At 45.5% G+C, this 22773-nt stretch carries 17 protein-coding genes, 2 tRNA genes, 3 rRNA genes and 1 pseudogene; 14 read left to right on the top strand and 9 right to left on the bottom strand.

Annotated elements, in window-relative coordinates; genetic code table 11:
- Positions 1-19: 19 nt before the first annotated feature.
- Complete coding sequence (locus M5J74_RS29355) at positions 20-427, bottom strand: type II toxin-antitoxin system VapC family toxin (RefSeq protein ID WP_250014805.1); 408 nt, start codon at positions 425-427, stop codon at positions 20-22.
- Positions 424-693: a hypothetical protein gene (locus M5J74_RS29350; protein ID WP_106548353.1), complete on the bottom strand. Its 270-nt coding sequence runs from the start codon at positions 691-693 to the stop codon at positions 424-426. The genes M5J74_RS29355 and M5J74_RS29350 overlap by 4 nt, the downstream gene beginning before the upstream one ends.
- Before the next feature lie 207 nt (positions 694-900).
- Here M5J74_RS29350 and ptsP point away from each other — a divergent pair, with 207 nt between their 5' ends.
- Positions 901-3444 carry a phosphoenolpyruvate--protein phosphotransferase gene (ptsP, locus tag M5J74_RS29345; protein ID WP_250014803.1) on the top strand — a complete coding sequence of 848 codons (2544 nt, stop codon included), beginning with the start codon at positions 901-903 and terminating at the stop codon, positions 3442-3444.
- Positions 3445-3475: 31 nt separating this feature from the next.
- Here the strand turns inward: ptsP and M5J74_RS29340 are convergent, their stop codons facing one another.
- The 3 genes from M5J74_RS29340 to nadC all read right to left on the bottom strand — a co-directional run bounded on the left by M5J74_RS29340 (position 3476) and on the right by nadC (position 6721).
- A complete protein-coding gene (locus tag M5J74_RS29340; protein WP_015157493.1) occupies positions 3476-3865 on the bottom strand; it encodes a hypothetical protein in 390 nt (129 codons plus the stop codon).
- A gap of 76 nt (positions 3866-3941) precedes the next feature.
- Positions 3942-5711 carry an arginine--tRNA ligase gene (argS, locus tag M5J74_RS29335; protein WP_106217860.1) on the bottom strand — a complete coding sequence of 590 codons (1770 nt, stop codon included), beginning with the start codon at positions 5709-5711 and terminating at the stop codon, positions 3942-3944.
- Positions 5712-5854: 143 nt separating this feature from the next.
- The gene (nadC, locus tag M5J74_RS29330; RefSeq protein WP_015157491.1) at positions 5855-6721 is read right to left on the bottom strand and encodes a carboxylating nicotinate-nucleotide diphosphorylase; all 867 of its coding nucleotides are present in this window, start codon (positions 6719-6721) and stop codon (positions 5855-5857) included.
- 268 nt (positions 6722-6989) lie between these two features.
- Between nadC and M5J74_RS29325 the strand changes: the two genes are divergently transcribed.
- From M5J74_RS29325 to M5J74_RS29305, 5 genes are all read left to right on the top strand, one after another.
- Positions 6990-8480, top strand: a 16S ribosomal RNA gene (locus M5J74_RS29325).
- A 180-nt stretch (positions 8481-8660) separates the two neighbouring features.
- Positions 8661-8734, top strand: a tRNA-Ile gene (locus M5J74_RS29320).
- A 222-nt stretch (positions 8735-8956) separates the two neighbouring features.
- A 23S ribosomal RNA gene (locus M5J74_RS29315) occupies positions 8957-11837 on the top strand.
- A 74-nt stretch (positions 11838-11911) separates the two neighbouring features.
- Positions 11912-12029, top strand: a 5S ribosomal RNA gene (rrf, locus tag M5J74_RS29310).
- The 16S, 23S and 5S rRNA genes sit together here with 1 tRNA gene alongside, the layout of an rRNA operon.
- Before the next feature lie 134 nt (positions 12030-12163).
- The gene (locus M5J74_RS29305; protein ID WP_015157390.1) at positions 12164-12940 is read left to right on the top strand and encodes a bifunctional 2-polyprenyl-6-hydroxyphenol methylase/3-demethylubiquinol 3-O-methyltransferase UbiG; all 777 of its coding nucleotides are present in this window, start codon (positions 12164-12166) and stop codon (positions 12938-12940) included.
- Between the two features lie 58 nt (positions 12941-12998).
- On the opposite strand, the gene nadA is transcribed toward M5J74_RS29305, so the two are convergent.
- Positions 12999-13973 (bottom strand): quinolinate synthase NadA, encoded by a 975-nt coding sequence (gene nadA, locus M5J74_RS29300; RefSeq protein WP_106166608.1) that lies wholly within the window; start codon positions 13971-13973, stop codon positions 12999-13001.
- A gap of 162 nt (positions 13974-14135) precedes the next feature.
- On the opposite strand from nadA, the pseudogene M5J74_RS29295 reads away from it, so the two are divergent.
- Both M5J74_RS29295 and M5J74_RS29285 read left to right on the top strand, forming a co-directional pair.
- Positions 14136-15061, top strand: a pseudogene (locus M5J74_RS29295) (TIGR04168 family protein).
- 61 nt (positions 15062-15122) lie between these two features.
- Positions 15123-15207: transfer RNA gene (locus M5J74_RS29285), tRNA-Ser, on the top strand.
- On the opposite strand, the gene M5J74_RS29280 is transcribed toward M5J74_RS29285, so the two are convergent.
- Positions 15208-17160: an ABC-F family ATP-binding cassette domain-containing protein gene (locus M5J74_RS29280; protein ID WP_250014798.1), complete on the bottom strand. Its 1953-nt coding sequence runs from the start codon at positions 17158-17160 to the stop codon at positions 15208-15210.
- 131 nt (positions 17161-17291) lie between these two features.
- Entirely contained in the window at positions 17292-18110 is an 819-nt protein-coding gene (gene nudC, locus M5J74_RS29275) for an NAD(+) diphosphatase (RefSeq protein WP_106216976.1), read from the bottom strand.
- Between nudC and M5J74_RS32990 the strand changes: the two genes are divergently transcribed.
- A complete protein-coding gene (locus M5J74_RS32990) occupies positions 18110-18244 on the top strand; it encodes a hypothetical protein (protein ID WP_255409999.1) in 135 nt (44 codons plus the stop codon). The two genes, nudC and M5J74_RS32990, sit on opposite strands and share 1 nt — an antisense overlap.
- Positions 18245-18266: 22 nt before the next feature.
- On the top strand, positions 18267-18818 hold the full coding sequence (mug, locus tag M5J74_RS29270) for a G/U mismatch-specific DNA glycosylase (protein ID WP_015157385.1): 552 nt from the start codon (positions 18267-18269) through the stop codon (positions 18816-18818).
- On the opposite strand, the gene M5J74_RS29265 is transcribed toward mug, so the two are convergent.
- Positions 18775-19356, bottom strand: a complete 582-nt coding sequence (locus M5J74_RS29265; protein ID WP_015157384.1) for a PadR family transcriptional regulator — start codon at positions 19354-19356, stop codon at positions 18775-18777. The two genes, mug and M5J74_RS29265, sit on opposite strands and share 44 nt — an antisense overlap.
- 57 nt (positions 19357-19413) lie before the next feature.
- Here M5J74_RS29265 and M5J74_RS29260 point away from each other — a divergent pair, with 57 nt between their 5' ends.
- The 4 genes from M5J74_RS29260 to M5J74_RS29245 all read left to right on the top strand — a co-directional run bounded on the left by M5J74_RS29260 (position 19414) and on the right by M5J74_RS29245 (position 22729).
- Positions 19414-19605 carry a hypothetical protein gene (locus M5J74_RS29260; RefSeq protein ID WP_015157383.1) on the top strand — a complete coding sequence of 64 codons (192 nt, stop codon included), beginning with the start codon at positions 19414-19416 and terminating at the stop codon, positions 19603-19605.
- A gap of 119 nt (positions 19606-19724) precedes the next feature.
- Complete coding sequence (locus M5J74_RS29255) at positions 19725-20135, top strand: hypothetical protein (protein ID WP_015157382.1); 411 nt, start codon at positions 19725-19727, stop codon at positions 20133-20135.
- 499 nt (positions 20136-20634) lie between these two features.
- Positions 20635-21423 (top strand): ergothioneine biosynthesis protein EgtC, encoded by a 789-nt coding sequence (gene egtC / locus M5J74_RS29250; protein WP_250014789.1) that lies wholly within the window; start codon positions 20635-20637, stop codon positions 21421-21423.
- A complete protein-coding gene (locus tag M5J74_RS29245; RefSeq protein WP_250014781.1) occupies positions 21398-22729 on the top strand; it encodes an SUMF1/EgtB/PvdO family nonheme iron enzyme in 1332 nt (443 codons plus the stop codon). The genes egtC and M5J74_RS29245 overlap by 26 nt, the downstream gene beginning before the upstream one ends.
- The last annotated feature ends 44 nt before the right edge of the window (positions 22730-22773 follow it).

Raw genomic sequence — 22773 nt, 5'->3', positions numbered from 1 at the left:
TGGAACAAAATTAAATTCCTTACAATAATTTAATAAACCCAGCTTGCTCAAAATGACGATCAGATGTAAAAGCCTTTATAATTCCTTCTTGCATCATAACTATAAAACTGATGCAGTCAGTTAAACTCCAGTTTTTATCAGGACGCTGTTTGTAGAGATTCCATCCTTCATTATATAAAGCCTGACTAATCGAGATAATCTGTAGGATCGGTAGAAGGTGCAAACCGTCAATAAAACTGGTAGCTTGATTTCGCGTTGAAGAAACACAGAATGCATCAGCTACTTCTAAAAATACAAATTCTGTTGTTACTAAATAAGTGTTTTGTCGGCGCAAATCAGCTTGAATCTCTTTTGCTGGCTGATGTAACGCATCTTTACTATTGAGAATCGCAATCCAGGCTGCTGTATCCACAAAAACTTTATTCAAGAGTGAGCCTCTCGTTTTGGAGTTCCATGAATGTAGTGGTCGTGTTGATGTGCTAGATCTTCAATTCCTGTATCTACAGCACATCGCTCGATTAGCTGTTCAAACTCATCCCATGCTAGCTCGTTTTCAACTACTGGCTGCTCTTTAATTAGTTGCTCGTCGATCGCTAACACTACTTTATGTCTACCGGGTGGAATATTCGGTGGTAGTTGAATTGCAGCTTTGCCGTCAGGCGTAACAGTCACGATCGCTTCGATAGTTATCATACCAATACTGCTGAAATCTATTTAGATCTGGATACAGTCTAGCAGTAGCAGTGTGACATCGTAACCGATATCACTGTCATCCTTGTGAAAGCAAATAAAGTTATGCAAAATTGAAGAATTGTCTACTCTGTTGCTGATGTAATGAAGCTGCTAGCAGTATAAAGTAACTGCAAGAATAGAAGCTTTTAATACCCATGAGGCGATCGCATGGTTAGCATTGTTATTGTCTCTCACAGCAAAAAACTAGCCGAAGGCGTGCGGGAACTCGCACGGCAAATGGTACAGGACAAAGTACCCATAGCCGTAGCAGCAGGAATTGACGATCCTGAAAATCCACTGGGAACAGATGCTATGCAAGTCTATGAAGCGATCGCATCTGTATATAGTGACGACGGCGTTCTCGTCTTGATGGATCTCGGTAGCGCCTTACTCAGTGCAGAAATGGCAATCGAATTCTTACCGGAATCACAACAAGATAAAATCCATTTATGCGAAGCACCCCTAGTAGAAGGTGCGATCGCCGCCTCTGTTGCCGCTACATCCAGCAATGATATCAATCGCATTATCTCTGAAGCACGACAAGCACTCACAGCAAAAGCAGCACAATTAAGTATTAATCCCCAAAACCAACATTCTACTGCCCCCCTTTTTAAGGGGAGTTGGGGGGATCTCCCAACGCGAGAAATCCACCTAACCATTCACAACCCCCAAGGACTACATGCTCGTCCTGCGGCTCAATTTGTCACCACAGCAACTCAGTTTCACGCTCAAACTCGCGTGCGAAATATCACCAGAAACACAGAATTTGTGAGAGCAGATAGTATCAATCAAGTTGCTACATTAGGAGTACGCCAAGGACACGAAATCGCGATCGCTTCTGTTGGTGAAGATGCAGATACAGCGTTAGCTGCATTACAAATACTTGTCGAAAATAATTTTGGTGAGACTCATCATACTTCATCTCTTCACATTCATACTCTCTCTGATTCTCCACAGGCAATTCCTGCGTCCCCAGGAATTGCGATCGCCCCAATTTTTCAATATCATTTGCATCAAATAAAAGTTCACGAACTTTGTGTAGCTGATGTAGAGGCTGAATGGCAGCGTTTAGAAACAGCGATCGCAACTGCTAAACAAGAAATTCAAAATATTAAAGATCGAATTCATATTCATGAAAATGAAGCAGCAATATTTGATGCACATCTTTTAGTTTTAGCAGATCCAGCAATTATCGAACCCGTACAAAAACGAATTTTTGAGCAACATCAAAATGCTGAATTTGCTTGGGCTACTGTTACTGATGAAATAGCGAATAGTTATCGCTATCTTGATGACGTTTATTTACAAGAACGAGCTAAAGATATTGTTGATGTAGGACAAAGAGTTTTGCGATCGCTCCTTGGCGTTTCTACTACCAATATAGAATTAACTCAGCCCAGTATTCTTGTTGCTCGCGATCTTTCTCCTTCTGATACAGTCCAATTAGATCGGACAAAAGTATTAGGAATTTGTACGTTACAAGGTAGCGCTACTTCTCACAGTGCAATTCTGGCACGCACGTTAGGAATTCCGGCTGTTGTCGGTGTCAACTCACAGATTTTAAATTTAGAACCTGGTACGCTATTAGCAATTGATGGTGAAAATGGCAATATTTGGATACAACCCGATTCTCAAACAATTGCTACCCTCGAAGCGAAAAGAGATGCGATAATTACTGCCAGACAGCAAGCACGAGCCAAAGCGCAAGCACCAGCGATCGCCCGTGACGGTAAGCGAATTCAAGTCTTTGCTAATATTAGTAGTATTGCCGATGCTCAAATTGCGATCGCGCAAGGTGCAGAGGGAGTCGGATTATTACGCACCGAATTATTGTATCTCGACAGAACTTCCTCACCTACAGAAGCAGAACAATTTGAAATTTATCGTGCGATCGCCCAAATTTTAGCAAACCGTTCCTTAATTATTCGTACTCTGGATGTAGGTGGCGACAAACCTCTTTCTTATCTAGGATTACAAGCAGAAACTAATCCTTTTTTAGGCTGGCGAGGTATTCGATTTTGCTTGGATCGTCCTGAGCTTTTCAAAACTCAGTTACGAGCAATATTACGAGCTAGCTCAGGATATCAAATTAAAGTTATGTTTCCCACAATTGCAACTTTAGCAGAACTACAAGCAGCTAAAGCAATTTGGGCAGAAGCACAAACAGAATTGTCCCAAGCTGGTATTTCCTTTGATAAAAATATTGAAATTGGCATCATGATAGAAATCCCATCTGCGGTGGCGATCGCAGATAAACTTGCCTCTGAAGTTAACTTTTTCAGCATTGGTACGAATGACTTAAGCCAATATATCATGGCAGCAGACCGCACCAATCCGAAAGTTGCTCCATTAGCTGACGCTTTTCATCCTGCTGTATTGCAAGCAGTTCAAAAAACTGTGCAAGCCGCACACCATGCAGGAATTTGGGTAGGATTGTGTGGCGAACTAGCAGCCGAACCCTTAGCTGTACCCATATTACTTGGCTTAGGTTTAGACGAATTAAGTCTTAATCCTCAATCTATTCCTCAGATTAAACAAATAATCAGTCAATTAACAACACAAGAAGCAGAGGCGATCGCTCATTCTGCAATGCAACTCGACTCAGCCACCCAAGTTAAATCTTTTATCTCCGATTCCCCCCTTTTTAAGGGGGTTAGGGGGAGCGAATTTAAGGGGATTAGGGAGGATCGAAACTTGACTCTTACTTGCTAATTCCCCCCTTTCTAAGGGGGGTTAGGGGGATTTAAAACTTAACTCCTACCTGTCCATTAAATCCGCGTACAGAATTATAACCAACTCCTACAAACAGATTGTCCGCCGCATCAATTTGAACCCCACCAGACACGGCGAAATCCTCATCATCCGAATAATATCCCACCCCAATATAGGGATCGACAACAGGTAAATTAATAAACTTGAGTACGTCCACTCCCGTTGAATCACCCGGACCAAATCCTAATTCAACCCCTAAACCAATAATTCTCGCGCCCACAGAAAAAGTTACATCACCATCGTCTCCTCCCACCGAAACCCAAGGCTGTGGAATAAGTTGAGCTTTAGCCGCAGTTGGTGTAAAAACTGTAGATAAAGACACGAGCGCGATCGCAATTTGACTAATAACTGTTATCTTCATAATCTTCTCCTCAACACCTAACTAACCTAAAATAAATAGTAGGGTGGGCATTACCCGCCTTATTTGAATCTGCTATTTACATCCTCTCCAACACGGGAATTCCTAATAAAGATAATCCCAACTTGAGAGTTCTAGCCGTTAAATTACACAGCACTAACCGCGACGTTCTCTGAGGTTCTTCCGCATTTAAGACTGGAACACCTCGATCGCGATCGTAAAATTGATTGAATTTTTGGCTCAATTGAAACAAATACTCGCATAATCGATTTGGTAATAAATCTTCTTCAATTGTTGAGATAACCTCATCTAACTGAAGTAAATGCTTTGCCAATACGAGTTCAGTTTCATGCTGCAATACTACCTTAACGTTGTCTCCCAACTGCTCGAAATCAATTCCTCCCTTACGGCTAATGCCTTGAATCCGTGCATAAGCATATAACATATAAGGAGCAGTATTACCTTGTAAAGCCAACATTTTATCGTAGCTAAAAATGTAATTGCTATTGCGGTTTTGGCTCAAATCGGCATATTTTACTGCACTAATACCAATCACTTGGGCGACGTGGTTAATAAATTCCTCTGTCTCTTCTCTTCCTTCTTCTTTTAATCGAGATTCTAAATCTTTACGAGCATGTGCGATCGCTTCATCTAACAAATCTTTTAAGCGTACAGCTTCTCCCGAGCGAGTTTTCAACTTCGATCCATCTTCACCCAAAACTAAACCAAAAGGAGCGTGAAAAAACTCCACTTCATCTGTAATCCAACCCGCTCGTTTTCCTACCTGAAAAATTTGAGCAAAATGATTAGTTTGCTCAGCACCCACTGGATAAATTACTCGTTGTGCTTTATCAACATTTACTCGATAGCGAATAGCAGCTAAATCTGTTGTAGCGTAATTATAACCTCCATCAGATTTTTGCACGATCAAAGGTAAAGGCTTACCTTCTTTATTTGTGAAACCTTCTAGAAAAATACACTTCGCGCCTGCGTCAATTTCTACAAGTCCTTTTGCTTCCAACTCTTCAATCGTTTCTGCTAACAAAGGATTATAGAAAGATTCTCCTCGTTCGATAAAAGAAGCAATTCCCATCAAATCGTAAATAACTCGATATGCTTTACTAGACAGTTGACAAACAATCTTCCAAGCCAGAATAGTTTTTTCTTCTCCTGCTTGCAGTTGTACTACAGCCTGTCTCGCTGCTTCCTTAAACCCTTCATCTGTATCAAACTGCTTTTTAGCTTGACGATAAAATGATGATAAATCTCCTAAATTCAAATTTTCATCTGTTGTCAAAGCTTCTGGATATGCCTTTTGCAAGTAAGCAATCAACATTCCAAAGGGAGTTCCCCAATCGCCTACATGACTCAGACGCACTACGTCATGTCCGATAAATTCTAAAATTCGAGAAAGACAATCTCCAATCACAGCTGGACGCAAATGCCCAACGTGCATTTCTTTAGCAATATTTGGGCTGGGATAATCTACAATAACTTTCTTGGGATGTTTAACAGATGCAATTCCTAGCCGAGGGTCAGGATTAATTTTCTGTAATTGTGCTTCCAAATAAGCTGGTTTCAATGTCAAATTAATAAAACCAGGTCCAGCTACAGTTGGATTTTCGCAGAAATCGTTAACATCTAACTTTAATACAATTTGTTCTGCGATCGCTCGTGGAGGTTTTCCTACTTGTTTCGCTAGCGGTAGAGCTACATTTGCTTGATAATCTCCAAATTTAGGATTGCTAGCAGTTACTAAAATTGGATCGACTCCAGCATATTCTGCACCCAACGCAGCAGCCAAAGCTTGCTCGAATCGAGGTTTGAGCTGTTCTAAAGTTTCTTTCATAAGAGTTATGTATAGTATGTCAGCAAGGCGTAGGTGATTCGATCATTCTACCTAGCTGCAGACACTTCTAAATAGTTATATATAGTGTGTCAGTAAGGTGTAGGCAATTCGGTCGTTCTACCTAGCCGCAGACACTTCCAAGCTCAACATTCAATTTTCATACTCAAATCCAACCACTTCGCTTGAGTAATCGGCGCACTACTAGAAATATAATCTACGCCTGTTTCTGCTACCGAGCAAATAGTTTCCAAAGAAACGTTACCAGAAGCTTCAATTTTGATTTTGCTATTGTGCTGTCGGATTGTCTCTACTGCTTGATGCATCATCTCTAGAGACATATTATCCAGCATAATGATATCTGCCCCATACTGTATGGCTTCTGATACTTGTTCCGAAGACTCGGTTTCAACCTCTATGGTGAGAGGATATGGTATGCTCTGGCGGATTTGGGCGATCGCCTTACCAATTCCACCAGCCACTGCAATATGATTATCTTTGATCATCACTGCATCATCCAATCCCATTCGGTGATTAATTGCTCCTCCTAGTTGAGTTGCATACTTTTCCAGTACCCTCAGTCCTGGAGTTGTTTTGCGCGTATCGACTAATCGAGCCGGTAAATCTTCTATTCTCTCCACATACTGACGAGTAAGGCTAGCAATACCGCTCAACCTCATCGCCAAGTTAAGCGCAACTCTTTCTCCCATCAGCAATGCATCCAACGCTCCACTCATCTGAGCAATAACTTGTCCTGGCTGACACAATTCTCCTTCAGCCGCACAAGCGACAAATGTGACTTGCTCGTCTAAAGTTTGAAACACTCTAGCTGCAACTGGTAAACCTGCAATAACCCCGGGAGCTTTAGCTACCCACTTGGCTTGTCCAGTACGAGGATTTTGAGCTAGCAAGCTTTGAGTCGTGCGATCGCCTCGTCCAACATCTTCAGATAACCACTCACGCAGCAGAGGATCGAGTATTAACCAAGGCGGTAAAACAGCAAAATTACTCACGACTAATAAACTTCCTGGCTTGACTCCAAAATCACTCTAGCTCAAACCGGTGTGGGGAGGGAATTGGGGGAAAGTCAAAATTTTTTTTCACCAAAAGGGTTGACACATTTGGTGGAGATTAGATAGATTAATAAAGCGCCGGAGGAGAGAGGGACGCGAAGCGACCTTCCCAAGGGCGACCGAACCTAGAAAAGAGTATAGTTTGAAAGCGCCAACAAGCACAAGAGGTTGGTGTCGAATTAAGAGAAGATAATTGAGTTTAAGGAAAAAAACGGAGAGTTTGATCCTGGCTCAGGATGAACGCTGGCGGTATGCTTAACACATGCAAGTCGAACGGAGCTTTTCGGAGCTTAGTGGCGGACGGGTGAGTAACGCGTGAGAATCTGCCTTTTGGACCGGGACAACTGCTGGAAACGGCAGCTAAGACCGGATGTGCCCTTGGGTGAAATATTCATAGCCAAAAGAGGAGCTCGCGACCGATTAGCTAGTTGGTGGGGTAAGAGCCTACCAAGGCTGCGATCGGTAGCCGGTTTGAGAGGACGACCGGCCACACTGGGACTGAGACACGGCCCAGACTCCTACGGGAGGCAGCAGTGGGGAATTTTCCGCAATGGGCGAAAGCCTGACGGAGCAATACCGCGTGAGGGAGGAAGGCTCTTGGGTCGTAAACCTCTTTTCTCAGGGAAGAAGCAATGACGGTACCTGAGGAATCAGCATCGGCTAACTCCGTGCCAGCAGCCGCGGTAATACGGAGGATGCAAGCGTTATCCGGAATGATTGGGCGTAAAGCGTCCGCAGGTGGCACATCAAGTCTGCTGTCAAAGCCCCCAGCTTAACTGGGAAGAGGCGGTGGAAACTGGTGAGCTAGAGAGCAATAGGGGTAGAGGGAATTCCCGGTGTAGCGGTGAAATGCGTAGAGATCGGGAAGAACACCAGTGGCGAAAGCGCTCTACTAGGTTGCAACTGACACTGAGGGACGAAAGCTAGGGGAGCGAATGGGATTAGATACCCCAGTAGTCCTAGCCGTAAACGATGGATACTAGGCGTTTCTCGTATCGACCCGAGGAGTGCCGGAGCCAACGCGTTAAGTATCCCGCCTGGGGAGTACGCACGCAAGTGTGAAACTCAAAGGAATTGACGGGGCCCGCACAAGCGGTGGAGTATGTGGTTTAATTCGATGCAACGCGAAGAACCTTACCAGGGCTTGACATGTCTGGAACCCGTGGGAAACTATGGGGTGCCGAAAGGAGCCAGAACACAGGTGGTGCATGGCTGTCGTCAGCTCGTGTCGTGAGATGTTGGGTTAAGTCCCGCAACGAGCGCAACCCTCGTGTTTAGTTGCCATCATTCAGTTGGGCACTCTAGACAGACTGCCGGTGACAAACCGGAGGAAGGTGGGGATGACGTCAAGTCAGCATGCCCCTTACGTCCTGGGCGACACACGTACTACAATGCTACGGACAACGGGAAGCCAACCAGCGATGGGGAGCAAAGCCCAGCAAACCGTAGCTCAGTTCAGATCGCAGGCTGCAACTCGCCTGCGTGAAGGCGGAATCGCTAGTAATCGCCGGTCAGCCATACGGCGGTGAATACGTTCCCGGGCCTTGTACACACCGCCCGTCACACCATGGAAGTTGGCCACGCCCGAAGTCATTACTCTAACCATTCGTGGAGGAGGATGCCGAAGGCAGGGCTGATGACTGGGGTGAAGTCGTAACAAGGTAGCCGTACCGGAAGGTGTGGCTGGATCACCTCCTTTACAGGGAGACCAACTTCAGTAACCAGTAGAGAGTGACCGGTGCCGATTGTATCGGCAAAGGCACTAACACCAAGCTGGAAACTGAGGACATCCCGAGGTCGGACGACACTGACAAAACAGCTCGAGTGCAGCAACGCTTTCAAACTAGAACTGGTTCGGTAGGAGCGGTACCACCAGTAGGGGCTATTAGCTCAGGTGGTTAGAGCGCACCCCTGATAAGGGTGAGGTCCCTGGTTCGAGTCCAGGATGGCCCACCTCAAAGAATTGAGAATTTCCAGTTCGAGATTCAAAAAAATTGAAACAAGCAATTGGTCAAGTCAAATCCAGTGGGATGTGATAGGCTAGTCAAGTTGAGTAAAATTCAGCACTGTCTGCGAGTGGAGACAACTGCTGGAAATTCTCCAGCGAGCACCTTGAAAACTGCATAGAGAAAAGAGAAATAGTCAGGTAGAAAACCAAGTATTTGCGAAATAACTGGTCAAGCGAAATACAGCTGACGGTGGATACCTAGACACGCAGAGGCGAAGAAGGACGTGGCGACCGACGAAAAGCTTCGGGGAGCTGGCAGCAAGCACTGAGCCGAAGATATCCGAATGGGGCAACCCCCTTGTACAGCCTGTTGAATCCATAGACAGGTATGAGCCAACCCAGCCAACTGAAACATCTTAGTAGCTGGAGGAAAAGAAATCAAACGAGATTCTCCCAGTAGTGGTGAGCGAAAGGAGAACAGCCTAAACCAGAGTACAAGTATTCTGGGGTAGTGGGACAGCGAGATGGAAGCACTAGACTAGACGAAACGATTGACAAATCGTACCAAAGAGGGTGATAGTCCCGTAGTCGAAAGTTGAAGTGCTACTAGCTGAATCCCGAGTAGCTAGGGACACGGGAAATCCCTAGTGAATCAGCCGAGACCACTCGGTAAGGCTAAATACTACTGCGTGAGCGATAGAGCAACAGTACCGCGAGGGAAAGGTGAAAAGAACCCCGATAAGGGGAGTGAAATAGAACATGAAACCGTCAGTTGACAAGCAGTGGAAGGATGATTCAACGTCCGACCGCGTGCCTGTTGAAGAATGAGCCGGCGAGTTATAGTCACTGGTATGGCGAATAGCCACAGCGAAAGCGAGTCTGAAGTGGGCGAATTATCAGTGTATATAGACCCGAACCTGGGTGATCTAACCATGGCCAGGATGAAGCTTGGGTAACACCAAGTGGAGGTCCGCACCGACCGATGTTGAAAAATCGGCGGATGAGCTGTGGTTAGGGGTGAAATGCCAATCGAACCCAGAGCTAGCTGGTTCTCCCCGAAATGTGTTGAGGCGCAGCGGTAAGTGATAATTGCTGGGGGTAAAGCACTGTTTCGGTGCGGGCGGCCTCAAGCTGTACCAAATCGAGACAAACTCAGAATACCAGCAACAATCTTACTAGTGAGACGGTGGGGGATAAGCTTCATCGTCAAGAGGGAAACAGCCCAGACCGCCAGCTAAGGTCCCCAAATCAAAGTTAAGTGGCAAAGGAGGTGGGAGTGCACAGACAACCAGGAGGTTTGCCTAGAAGCAGCCATCCTTGAAAGAGTGCGTAATAGCTCACTGGTCAAGCGCTCCTGCGCCGAAAATGAACGGGACTAAACTTTGTACCGAAGCTGCGGACTTGTAGCGATACAAGTGGTAGGGGAGCGTTCTGCGATAGGGTGAAGCACTAGCGGCAAGCAGGTGTGGACGAAGCAGAAGTGAGAATGTCGGCTTGAGTAGCGCAAATATTGGTGAGAATCCAATACCCCGAAACCCTAAGGGTTCCTCCACAAGGCTCGTCCGTGGAGGGTTAGTCAGGACCTAAGGCGAGGCCGAACGGCGTAGTCGATGGACAACGGGCGAACAATCCCGTACTGAAGATTAGTTGTGCAGAGGGACGGAGAAGGCACGCACCAGCCAGATGTTGGTTACTGGCGCAATTAACCGAGGCATCGAGAAGCGGCGAAAACGCTTCGAGCTGGGGTTAAGAGACCGAGGGTCTACGGACCCGAAGTGGTAGCGGTCAAGCTTCCAAGAAAAGCTCTAAACACGTTAACTAATCGTCACCTGTACCCAAAACCGACACAGGTAGGGAGGTAGAGAATACTAAGGGGCGCGAGATAACTCTCTCTAAGGAACTCGGCAACATGGCCCCGTAACTTCGGAAGAAGGGGTGCCTACGCAAGTAGGTCGCAGTGAAGAGATCCAGGCGACTGTTTACCAAAAACACAGGTCTCCGCAAAGTCAATAGACGAGGTATGGGGGCTGACGCCTGCCCAGTGCCGGAAGGTTAAGGAAGTCGGTCAGGGCCTTGAGCCTAAAGCTGGCGACCGAAGCCCCGGTGAACGGCGGCCGTAACTATAACGGTCCTAAGGTAGCGAAATTCCTTGTCGGGTAAGTTCCGACCCGCACGAAAGGCGTAACGATCTGGATGGTGTCTCAGAGAGAGACTCGGCGAAATAGGAATGTCTGTGAAGATACGGACTACCTGCACCTGGACAGAAAGACCCTATGAAGCTTTACTGTAGCCTGGAATGGTGTTCGGGCTTTGCTTGCGCAGAATAGGTGGGAGGCAATGATTCACTCCTTGTGGGGAGTGAGGAGCCGCAATGTGAGATACCACTCTGGCGAGGCTAGAATTCTAACCCGCGACCGTTATCCGGTCGGGGAACAGTTTCAGGTGGGCAGTTTGACTGGGGCGGTCGCCTCCTAAAGTGTAACGGAGGCGCGCAAAGGTTCCCTCAGGCTGGTTGGAAATCAGCCGCAGAGTGTAAAGGCAAAAGGGAGCTTGACTGCAAGAGTGACAACTCGCGCAGGGTGGAAACACGGCCTTAGTGATCCGACGGTAGTGAGTGGAAGCGCCGTCGCTCAACGGATAAAAGTTACTCTAGGGATAACAGGCTGATCTCCCCCAAGAGTCCACATCGACGGGGAGGTTTGGCACCTCGATGTCGGCTCATCGCAACCTGGGGCGGAAGTACGTCCCAAGGGTTGGGCTGTTCGCCCATTAAAGCGGTACGTGAGCTGGGTTCAGAACGTCGTGAGACAGTTCGGTCCATATCCGGTGCAGGCGTTAGAGTATTGCGAGGAGCCTTCCTTAGTACGAGAGGACCGGGAAGGACGAACCGCTGGTGTACCAGTTATCGTGCCAACGGTAAACGCTGGGTAGCCAAGTTCGGAGCGGATAACCGCTGAAAGCATCTAAGTGGGAAGCCCACCTCCAGATGAGTACTCTCATGAATTAAATTCAGTAAGGTCACCCACAGAACATGGGTTGATAGGTCAGTGGTGGAAGCGTGGTAACACGTGCAGCCGACTGATACTAACAGACCGAGGGCTTGACCACAACCAAATCATTGGCGGACTTGACAATTTTCTCTTTCTATGCAGTCTTCAGGGTGACCTCCACCCGACAGCTTTCCTGGTGCGCATGGCGTTGTGGACCCACTCTGATTCCATCCCGAACTCAGGTGTGAAACGCGACTGCGGCGACGATACTCTGGGGGTCGCCCCACGGGACAATAGCTCCGCGCCAGGTCGATTTTTCAATCGAAGCCTCTCTAGGAATAGAGGGGCTTTTTTATGACACACATCGCAAAGTCTTGTTTTAGTTAAACTTACATAATAAGGTACAGAAAGGTACAGGGTAAATTTTTTCAAAAGATAGAGTTAATGCAGAGCAAGCAAAATTTGATAGCTCTCAGAAAGGCACAGTTTCAGCAGCGCCTCTTACTTAATCATCAGTTGATTGAAATAGTCAAGCATACAGACAGCCACGCTTTTTTGACAAATCCAGCTGCTCACAATGTTTATCTATACTTGACGAACTACGTCCGAGTTTGTTCTGAAGCTTGGTTTAAAACTAAGTTAACAACTTTGCGCGTACTAGATTGGGGATGCGGTAAAGGTCACATTTCTTTTTTACTACGTGAAATGGGTGCTATGGTAACTAGTTGTGATGTGACTAGTGGTGCAGCATTTGGTCAGGATGCGCCTATTATCGATCGCGCATCCATATCAGTCGTCTCTTTAGAACATCCCTATTTACTTCCCTTCAATGATGCTAGCTTTGATGTCGTCCTGAGTTTTGGTGTTCTCGAACACGTTTCAAACGATCTTGCGTCTTTACATGAAATTCGGCGAGTGCTCAGTCCACAAGGCTTATTCTTCTGTTTCTTCTTGCCCTACTACTTATCTTGGACTCAACGGCTAGCACATTTACGAGGAGACTTTTATCACGATCGCTTGTATAGTAAAAAATTGGTAAAACATCTCCTCACCCAGAGTCAGTTTCAGCTCATCGATCTCTGGCATAGACAAATTCTACCTAAAAATCGTATTTCCTACGTTAACCATCATAGTTTTGAAAGCTTAGATCGGTGGCTAACTGAAAATACTTTTCTCAAATACATTGCTACTAATATTGAGTTTGTAGCTTTCAAAAATTAAACTCAGTTCATATGGAAGATATATATATTTCAACCATGTGTTAACCGTAGACTCAGATTTACTTAACACTCATTGCTAACATACGCTGTAGTGGCTTCAAGGCAGCCGTGACGATCTCTTCTGATAATTTAATTTCTGGACTGCGGTTCTTCATTGCTAAATAAAGCTTTTCTAAAGTATTCAGACGCATATAAGGGCATTCATTACAATTACAATTACTATTTATTGGTGGTGCAGGAATAAAATTCTTATGAGGAGCTTCTTTCCGCATTTGATGAATAATGCCTGGTTCAGTGGCAACGATAAAAGAACTCGCGGTACTCTTTTGACAAAATTTTAACAAAGCTGTTGTAGAACCAACATAATCTGCATGACGCAAGATAGGAGGTTCGCATTCAGGGTGAGCTAAAACTTCCGCTGCTGGATGCTGAATTTTTAATTGAACGAGTTTCTTTTCTGAAAATGTTTCATGAACGATACAGCTACCTTGCCACAGCAACATATTTCGACCAGTTTGTTGCATGACATATCGCCCTAAATTGCGGTCTGGAGCAAAAATAATTGGTCGATTTAGAGGGATTTGGCGTACAATCTGCACCGCATTAGAACTGGTACAAATAATATCGCTCATCGCCTTAATTTCGGCAGTACAGTTAATATAAGAAATGACTAAGTGGTCTGGATGTGCTGCTTTGAAAGCGGCAAACTCTTGAGAAGGACAGCTATCTGCCAAAGAACAACCTGCTGCTAAATCTGGCAAAAGTACGAGTTTATTAGGATTGAGAATTTTGGCTGTTTCTGCCATGAAGTGAACGCCAGCAAAGACAATAACTTCAGCATCAGTCTTCGCAGCTTGTTGAGCCAATCCTAATGAGTCGCCAATATAATCAGCAATGTCTTGAATGTCTGGTTCTTGATAGTAGTGTGCCAAAATTACAGCGTTCAGCTCTTGTTTTAAAGCTTGAATTGCTGCAAACAAGTCTACAGGTATTTCACGGGCTGGATTATTTTGGACGATCGCAGTTGTAAACACAATTCAAATAGATAAAACTTACAATTTCTGGTCTTCTTGCAATTATAGTATTTTTTACCAAAACTGGGTGCTGGTAGAGGCAAAATCTTTCCTAACACCTAACGGTAGTGCCAAAAGCCGTCATGCTTTTCTATGCTGGATAAAGAAGATCGGGAATGAAGCATGACCAGTCAAAGCAAACAGGATGAAACAACCGTCATTGCAGTAGTCGGTGATATTCACGACCAATGGGAAGCAGCAGATGGCATAATATTGCAAAAACTAGGCATCGACCTTGCTTTATTTGTAGGTGACTACGGCAATGAATCAGTAGATGTAGTCAAAGCGATCGCCGATCTCGACATTCCTAAAGCAGCAGTGTTTGGCAACCACGACGCTTGGTATACCGCTACTGCGTGGGGTCGCCAGAAGTGTCCTTACGATCGAAAAAAAGAAGACTGGGTGCAAGAACAAATAGACTTATTAGGAGAAGCCCATGTTGGTTATGGCAAACTAGACTTTCCTAAACTAAACTTAACTGTTGTTGGTAGCCGTCCGTTTACTTGGGGTGGTTCGAGCTGGAAAAACGAAGACTTCTATCAAGAAAGATTTGGCGTAGCAAGCTTTGAGGAGTCTACCGCACGCATTATAGCAGCAGCTCGTAGCGCCACCTACGATACCGTCATTTTTCTCGGACATAACGGACCATCAGGATTAGGAGATTGCCCTGAAGACCCTTGTGGCAAGGACTGGCAACCCTTGGGGGTGACTTTGGCGATCCAGATTTGACAGAGGCGATCGCGCAAACTCGTGCCGCAGGAAAACAGATTCCTTTGGTCACATTTGGTCATATGCACCATAAACTACGCCACACCCAAAAGTACTTGCGTAAGCCAGTTCATGTTGCCCGCGAAACAGTTTACCTCAATGCTGCTAGCGTACCTAGAATCGTTGAAAATGGCAGCGATCGCCAGCGCAATTTTTCCTTAGTCTATCTCCAATCTGGGATAGTATCTCAAGTGTCTCTCGTTTGGGTAGATCGAGATGATCAAATAGCATCAGAGCAAATCCTTTATCAGCAACAAAGTCAGCTCGTGCAGCCTGCATAGAAAATAGAATGTGCTATCATTTATTAGCTTTTAGATCTAGCTAACAGCTAGTAGCTAAATTGGAGAGGTGGCAGAGTGGTCGATTGCGTTCGACTTGAAATCGAATGTTCCGAAAGGAACCGTGAGTTCGAATCTCACCCTCTCCGTTAATCATTTTCACGTTCTGCCAGTTCTAACCAACGTTCGGTTGCCGTGTCGATTGCTTGCACTAATTGAGCTAACTGCTCGGATAACTGCTGCATTTCGGTAAAATCGCTAGGAGGGTTGTTGTAGAAAATCTTTTCTAGCTCTTCCTTTTGCGTTTCCATCTCGGGAATTTGAGTTTCTAGCGTTTCATATTCCCGTTTTTCTTTGAAAGATAGCTTGCGCGATTTGGCTGCGGGAATCGTAGGGGCGCACAGCTGCGCGCCCGTACCGGAGTCGGGAGTCGGGAGTGAATTTCGACTTTCAGCTTTTGGCTTTTGACTCTCAACTTTTGACTTTTCTTCCTCTTCAGCTTGCTTGTATTCCAAATACACTGAGTAGTTGCCTGGATATTGACGCAGATTGCCACCAGATTCGATCGCAAAAATAGTCTCCACCGCGCGATCGAGAAAATAGCGATCGTGGGAAACAACGATCGCGCAACCGTTAAAGTCTTCTAGATACTCTTCTAATACCGCTAGCGTTTGTACATCTAAATCGTTGGTCGGTTCGTCTAAAATCAACACGTTAGGCGCACTCATCAGCACGCGCAACAAAAACAACCGCCGCTTTTCTCCGCCAGACAGCATGTGGATGGGCGCATATTGCTGGTTGGGGGGAAACAGAAACCGTTCCAACATTTGGGAAGCCGTAATGATGCTTCCATCGGCTGTTTTAACCAACTCTGCTACATCTTTGAGATATTCGATAACTCGCTGATTTTCATTCAGCGTCAAATCTTCAGAATGTTGGTCGAAATAACCAATATGAATTGTGGAACCAATTTCCACCGTACCGGAATCGGGCTGCACTCGTCCGGTAATAATATCCATCAGCGTTGATTTTCCCGCGCCGTTACTGCCAATAATGCCAATGCGGTCTTCGGGATTGAATGTATATGTAAAGTCTTTAATGAGAAGGCGATCGCCGTAAGACTTGCTAATATTTTCTAACTCAATTACCTTTTTCCCAATCCGCCGCCCTGGAGTAGAAATTTCTACCTTACCCTGCACTTGCTTAAATTCCCGCGCCTGCATCTCGTAGATGCGATCGATTCTGGCTTTTTGCTTAGTGCTACGGGCTTTTGGACCTCGTTTCAACCATTCCAACTCTCGCCTTAATACTCCGGCATGTTTGTGCTGACTGCTGACAGCTGATTCTTCTGCTTCTGCCTTTTTTTCCAGATAATAAGCATAGTTACCGGAATAAGTATAAAGGTCGCCGCGATCGATCTCGATAATGCGATTTGTGACCCGATCCAAAAAGTAGCGATCGTGAGTGATGAGTAACAGCGCACCGCGAAACCGAGTTAGATAACTCTGCAACCACTCAACAGATAGTGCATCTAAATGGTTTGTCGGTTCGTCCATCAACAACACATCTGGTTCCGACAGTAAAGCTGCTGCTAGCGCGATTCGCTTGCGGTAGCCCCCAGAAAGATTGCTAATTTTGGCATCAAAGTCTTCAATTCCTAACTTGCTAAGAATGACTTTAGCATTAGTTTCTACTTCCCATGCTCCCAATGCTTCAATCTGCTGGGAAACCTTCGACAAATGCGCCATGAGTTTATCGAGATCGCCCTGTCCGTGCGCGAGTTTATCGGAAATTTCTTCGTATTCCCGCACTAACGCCATCTGTTCGCCACCATCGGCAAACACTTGTTCTAAGACAGTATGATTCTCATCTAAATTTGGCTGTTGGGGTAGGTAGACAATTTTAGCTCCTGAATTTACCCAAATTTCACCGCTATCTATTGGTTCCAGTCCGGCGATCGCCTTGAGTAATGTTGATTTACCAGAACCGTTTACCCCAATTAGCCCGACTTTATCGCCTTCATCCAGGCTAAAGCTAGCATCTTTCAAAATTTCCTTGATGCCAAAGTCTTTTTTAACCGATCGCAGCGTGAAAATAGTCATGGGTTATAGGTAAGCTACCAATTACCTAGTCTAACGTTGATGCGTAGGGGCGGGTTTTGACCAAAGATTGCTGGTTGGGGCGATCGATCTGTCTGCTAAACCCGCCCGTACAAAAGTCAAAACAATTATTTTCAGTGAGTCGAGACAAACCAATCGATTAATTTACGAGCAATACTCAACTTTGGGGGAATTTGAGGTAAATTATGCTTGTTAAACCAACCAGCATCCACTAGTTCTTCTGGTTCGATCGCAATTTCACCACTAGCATAGGTGGCTGTAAACCCAATCATCAGAGAATTGGGAAAGGGCCAAGGTTGGGAACCAAAATAGCGAATGTCTTTTACTTCAATCCCGACTTCCTCACGCACTTCTCGCACTACAGTTTCCTCTAGCGATTCCCCTGGTTCGACAAATCCAGCCAATATACTGTACATTTTGGGTGGAAATCTACGAGCGCGGGCTAATAACAACTCTTCGCCGCGAGAGATGAGGACGATAATCGCAGGTGAGAGGCGGGGATAATTGACTAAGCCGCAGTTAGGACAGCGTTTCGCCCGTTCGTGGGATAATTGGGTGGTAGGAGTGGCGCAGTAGCCGCAGTATTGATGGGTGCGATTCCATTCGACAATTTGAATCGCACGACCGCTCAGGATGAATAAATCTTCGTCCAACGTGCCGTATAATTCCCGCAGCCCTTGTAATGTCATGCCTGTGGGTGTAGATATATCTTTGGGGAGTTCGGCACAGTAGCAGGGGCGATCGCCTAATGTACCGAGAAATTGCGTCCGTATAGGAATTAAGCCAATCTCTTCTAAACTAGTGAGTTGGGGGATTTGATTCGCTGTTCCTTCTTGATGTACTAGTAGTTTTTTACCTACAAAGGCAAACCACCAAGCGGGTACGGATTGTTCTACGGGTGGAGTAATGCCAGGAGTAAAGATATGATGCATTGTTAAGCTTTGGGGTCAAAGATTCGATTTTAGGTCACGCATCAGCCGTAGGCGTTAGCGATAGCGAAGGCGAAGCCGTTAGCGTAGCGTTAGGCGCAGAGGCGCAAAGAAGAGCGCAAAAGTTAGCATTGTAGGAGCTGAATTTAATGTGAGGAGATGGTGCAACGCAAACCTACCACGGCAGAAATTCAAGCGGCATACGGGCGCACGGTTCCAGATATTATTGCTCCAAATTTAAATGTTTTGTTTTGCGGGATTAATCCTAGTCTCTATAGTGCTGCTGTCGGACATCACTTTGCCCGCCCAGGAAATCGCTTTTGGCGATCGCTTCACGCTGCGGGTTACACAGAACGGATACTGTCACCGTTTGAAGACCGGGATCTGTTACAGTTTGGTTATGGTTTGACAAATATCGTCGATCGCGCCACGGCTAGGGCAGATGAGTTAAAAGCTGAAGAATTGATCTTCGGTCAACAACAGTTAGCAGTCAAGATCGAACAATATCAACCGCGATTTTTAGCTATTTTGGGTATCAGCGCCTATCGGACAGCATTTTATCAACCCAAAGCTATCATGGGAAGACAAGCTGAGTTATCGTCCGGCACAACGATTTGGGTATTACCTAACCCCAGTGGGTTAAACGCTCATTATCAAATAGCAGATCTTACGCGGGTGTATCGAGAATTGCTGCTGGCGGTGAAGGATTGAGCGCGTCTTGAGTGAGTACCTCGATCGCTGTCTTTAACCAATCAATATAAGTCTGTTCTTTGCGGATTGCTAGTTCTAATACCAGTCGTTGCATCAACTGTTCGCGGTTGTGTATAGGATTGCTCAACGTTGGTAGTTCTATTTGTTCGCATTCAGCCAACTTGTCACGTCGTGCTGCTAGCTGTCGTTCTAATAAGTGAATCGTAGCTTCATTTGACAGATGTGCGGCGAAAAATAATTGAATTGGTAGTGGATCTCTTACTGTTGGTATGGGTTGAGGGCTTTGTAGCCACTGAGTTAATTCGGCTTTTCCTGCTTCAGTGACGCTGTAAACTTTACGGTTGGGGCGATCGCACTGAATTTCAACCTTATAGGTAATCCATCCTTGCTCGACTAGTTTATCAAGGGTTCGATAAATTTGTGCCTGATCCGCAGACCATAAGTAAGTCATGCAGCGATCGAAGCAGCTCGTTTTCAAGTCATACCCTGTCCTTTTTGCTTGTAGGAGGAAGCCCAATATTGCGTGTGCTAATGACATACGGTTTTCTGTATATAAGGTAGTAAATTCCCCATCTTTTACTACCGATCTAATCTTATGTTACTATACGATAAGTCATATATAAGAGGCATCAATTATGATGCTGATAACGACTTACCACGACAAAGAGCGCTGACACAAAGACGCAAGGCTCGGACGCAGAACGTTGAGGAGACGGGTAGATGGAACTGTGTTAACGATAAAGTGCTAACAATAAAAGAGTCGCGATCGCCTGCCCATCAAATCTAAGTTGCGATTCATACGTATATTGTCAAAAGCCGTTAACTGTTAAACTCCATCTGTAATAAATACCGCAGCAGCAAAAATTTCAACGATTAAAGACTATCGTAACGGGAGGATGGATTCCATTGACTTCTCACAAATTGCTACAACGAATACATCGACATCAATATCTGCGCGATCTGCGTAATAAATTGCTCTATTTACACCGTATATTGTTAGATACCGAACGCATTGCTTACGAACAAGTTAGCGGGCGAGTATCGAGTGGAGAACTGTTGCAATTAGCGATCGATCGCGAACAATTTGCTTGGCTACATCGCATCTCTGAATTAATCGTGCAAATTGATGAAATGTTGCAAGCAGATGAGCCAGTTACGCCAGGTATTATCAAAGAGTTGACTGCTTACACTCGCACGCTATTAACACCATCTGAAACAGGCGATGAATTTGCTAGAAGATACTACAAAGCCTTTCAGCAAGAACCGGCTGTTGTGTTAGCACATGCAGAAGTAACGCAGTTGCTAAATAGTCATTAGTCATTGGTCATTTGAAGATTTTGAGGGGCTGGCATCTTGCCAGTCCTTTAATTTAGTCTCAAATAAAAGTAGTTAATAGTGATACCAATTCTATTTATGCTTGCACTAAATCGGTCGCTCATAGCCCCCCTTGTTAAGGGGGTTGGGGGATCTTCCGTGGCGCAGTCAGATCAAAATGGTATGAATAGAAATAGTAGTTTATCTAGGTTAACTCTGCTTGATATTGAGAAAAAAGACTAGCAGAAAATAAGAGTCTAAAGCCTTCATCATGATGAGGAATATCTTTAACCAAGATCTTGAGCATTTCAAATACACTGCTCACACAAGGTTTCTTGACTTTTGACTTTTAACTTGTGTCATAAAAGGCGATCGCACGCTAAAATGTGAAACTGTGTAAAATTTTGCTTTTCTGGTTGCTAGAAGAATTTTAGCTAACACTCATGGAATTCTCAGCTAGAGAGCATAGTATCAACTGTAACGCAAGTATAAATACCTGAGTATGTGCCGTTTACTTGGCTACCTCGGTGAAACCGTATCGCTAGAAAAACTGCTGTACAAACCAGAACACTCGTTGATCGTCCAAAGCTATCAACCCCGCGAGATGAATTCTGGATTGCTCAATGCAGATGGTTGTGGGGTTGGCTGGTATCATACCCAGCGCGATACTAACCCGTTCACCTATAAAAGCGTTCTACCAATTTGGAACGATCTCAATCTGCCCAGTTTGAGTCGTTATGTCGAGTCTGGCTGCGTGCTTGCCTACGTCCGCAGTGCTACGCTGGGACAAGCAGTAGATTTAAGTAACTGCCAACCGTTTGACAATCAAAAGCTTTTGTGCATTCACAACGGGCGGGTAGAAAACTTTCGTCAAACCATCTATCGTCCGATCCGCGATCGCCTCAGCGATTTTGCTTACCAGGCAATTAAAGGTAGTACTGACTCAGAACACATATTTGCGCTATTACTAGATGAAGTCCAAGCCAATCCATCTATGAGTTTAGAGCAAGCATTATCAGCTACCATAAACAATCTCGATCTATTGGCTAAGTCCCATCAAACTAGAGCTTCCGCCAACTTGCTGATAAGCGACGGCAAGCGTCTAATTGCTGCTCGTTTTGCCAGCGATCGCAACTCTCCCTCTCTCTACTGGCTGCGAGACGATCCAGCATTTCCAGCCGCAGTCATCATTGCTTCCGAACCTTTATTTAAAGGTGACTGGCACTCTATGCCAGAACATAGCATCGTCAGTGTAGGAGAAGACCTTGAAATCCAGTTCCATCAAATTTAGAGCAAGCGATCGCCCCCAGCAACGTCACCAACTAAAAGAATGGTACGAGCAGTGTCGTCAAGGAACTTTAGCTATATTCGAGCAAGTAGACGAGGAAACTTTCCGCGCTCAAGTACACCCCGACTTTAGCCCTGTGGGATGGCATTTCGGTCATATTGCCTACACAGAATCCCTGTGGTTGCGAGAACGTAATGCGGGACTAGCACCTTTATTTTCCGAACATCGCCGCTTATTTATGGCTGACGGTTTACCAAAATGCGATCGCGTTAAGTTGCCAGGTAAAGCCGTTATTCGTCACTATCTAGATACAGTCAGAAAAGAAATTTTCCAAATCCTAGAAACAATAGACTTAGATCGACACGAACGCCTCTGGCGCTGGATGCTACAACACGAAAGCCAGCACTGCGAGACGATCGCGTTTTTGTTGCAATTATCAGGGAGCAGGGACGAGCTGGGAGCAGGGAGCAGGGAAAAGAGAGTTGGGGGAGTTGGGGAGGCTGGGGAAGAAAATACCCATTACCCATTACCCATTACCCATTACCCATTACCAACTACCAACTACCAAAATCAAATGATAAAAATCCCTGCTGGATATTTCGAGCAGGGAAGTAATACCACTGACGCTTTAGATAACGAGCGTCCAGCACATCAAGTTTATTTAGGTACCTACTGGATCGATCGCTATCCCGTGACTTGCGCTGAATATCGCCTGTTTATGAAGGCGGGAGGCTATCAAAATCCGGTGTGGTGGTCAGAAAATGGTTGGCAATGGTTGCAACAAGAACAAATCGCTCGACCCCTTTACTGGTTAGAAGATCCGCAATACGATAATCATCCCGTTTGTGGTGTCAGTTGGTACGAAGCCGAAGCTTATGCCAAATTTGCCGATAAACGCTTGCCCACAGAAGCCGAATGGGAAAAAGCTGCTAGCTGGGATGCATTAAATAGTCTTCGTCGTACCTATCCTTGGGGAGAAATAGAGCCAGACCTAGATCGGTGCAATTATAACTACGCGATCGCCCAAACAACACCAGTCAACGCTCATCCCAACGGACGCAGCGCCTATGGTTGTGAAGATATGTTGGGCAATGTTTGGGAATGGACTGCTTGTGTATTTGATGGCTACGCAGGTTTTGCCAGTTATCCCTACACTGGTTATTCCCAAGTTTATTTTGACGGACAGCATCAAGTTCTCAAAGGTGGCAGTTGGGCAACTCGTCCTTGGGCGCTAAGAGCGAGTTTTCGCAATTGGTATCATCCAGGCGTGCGGCAAATCTTGGCAGGGTTTCGGTGTGCGAAGAAATGAGTGGCTGGTGGCTAGTGACTAGCAACTAAACTCTTTTCTAGCCA

This window comes from Chroococcidiopsis sp. CCNUC1, from assembly GCF_023546805.1.
GTDB lineage: Bacteria > Cyanobacteriota > Cyanobacteriia > Cyanobacteriales > Chroococcidiopsidaceae > Chroococcidiopsis > Chroococcidiopsis thermalis.
Note: the sequence above shows the minus strand (reverse complement) of the source record. Positions and strands in the feature narration are given on the sequence as shown.